Annotated in this window: 1 protein-coding gene; it reads right to left on the bottom strand. The window is 68.1% G+C overall.

All coding sequences use genetic code 11. The features are described 5' to 3' along the window. Nucleotides 1-889: dihydrodipicolinate reductase (locus tag A9W96_RS07400; RefSeq protein ID WP_231999624.1), on the bottom strand; the 889-nt coding region annotated here is incomplete at both ends.

The following is an 889-nucleotide window of genomic DNA, read 5'->3' as shown; positions in this document are numbered from 1 at the left end:
AGTCGATGTCCGGATCGCCGGAAATCATCACGCGATAGGACAGATCGCCAATCCCTTTGGGCCACTCGGGGGCGACGTCGTGCGCCAGCCGGGTCACGTGCTCGATGACGATGGCCTCCCGGCCGTCGACCACGCCGATCGCCTGCATCCGCAGCGCGCCGCAGGTCCCGGCCTCGACCGTGCCCATCGCCACCTCCAGCGTCCGGTCGGTGACCGCGCGATCGAAACCCTCGCGGACTTCCTGCACCTCGACCCCCAACGCGTCGGCGATCAGGCGGATCTGCCCCTGCCATTCGCCCGCGATGGCGCCGGGGTAGCCGATCCAGGGCTGGTAGTCGAGCGGGCGGCCGAAACCCAGCGCGTCGCTCATGATGTCGGGCACCCCGTAGTCGTCGTACAGGCCGATCTCGAAGGAGTGGATCTTGTCGATCGTCGACGACTGCGTGGACAGCACCAGCGGCAGATAGTCAGCGGCGAAACCCGGCTCGATTCCCGACGCGTACAGCGACACCTGGCCCTGCTTGGCCGCGGCGACCAGCTGGTCGCGCCATTCGGCGGGCTCGTAGGCATGCGGGTTGACCAACCGCGTGGTACTCGTGGTCACGACGTTGATCCCGGCTTCGAGCAGCTTGACGTAATCGGGGATGGCCAACGCGTCGCGCTCCGGCCCGCTGGCCGCATAGATGACGCAGTCGGGTTTGGCCGCGATCAGCGCGTCGGCGTCGTTGGTGGCCCTCAGCCCGATCGGCTCACCGCCGGCCAGTTCACCGGCATCCTTGCCGACCTTGTCCTCCGAGTGCACCCACACGCCGACCAGTTTCAGGTCGGGGCGGCGCCGGATGGCATCGATCGCGTTCGACCCGACTCCCCCCGTCGACCACACGACAAC

This window comes from Mycobacterium sp. 1245852.3 (assembly GCF_001669335.1).
GTDB lineage: Bacteria > Actinomycetota > Actinomycetes > Mycobacteriales > Mycobacteriaceae > Mycobacterium > Mycobacterium europaeum_A.
Note: the sequence above shows the minus strand (reverse complement) of the source record. Positions and strands in the feature narration are given on the sequence as shown.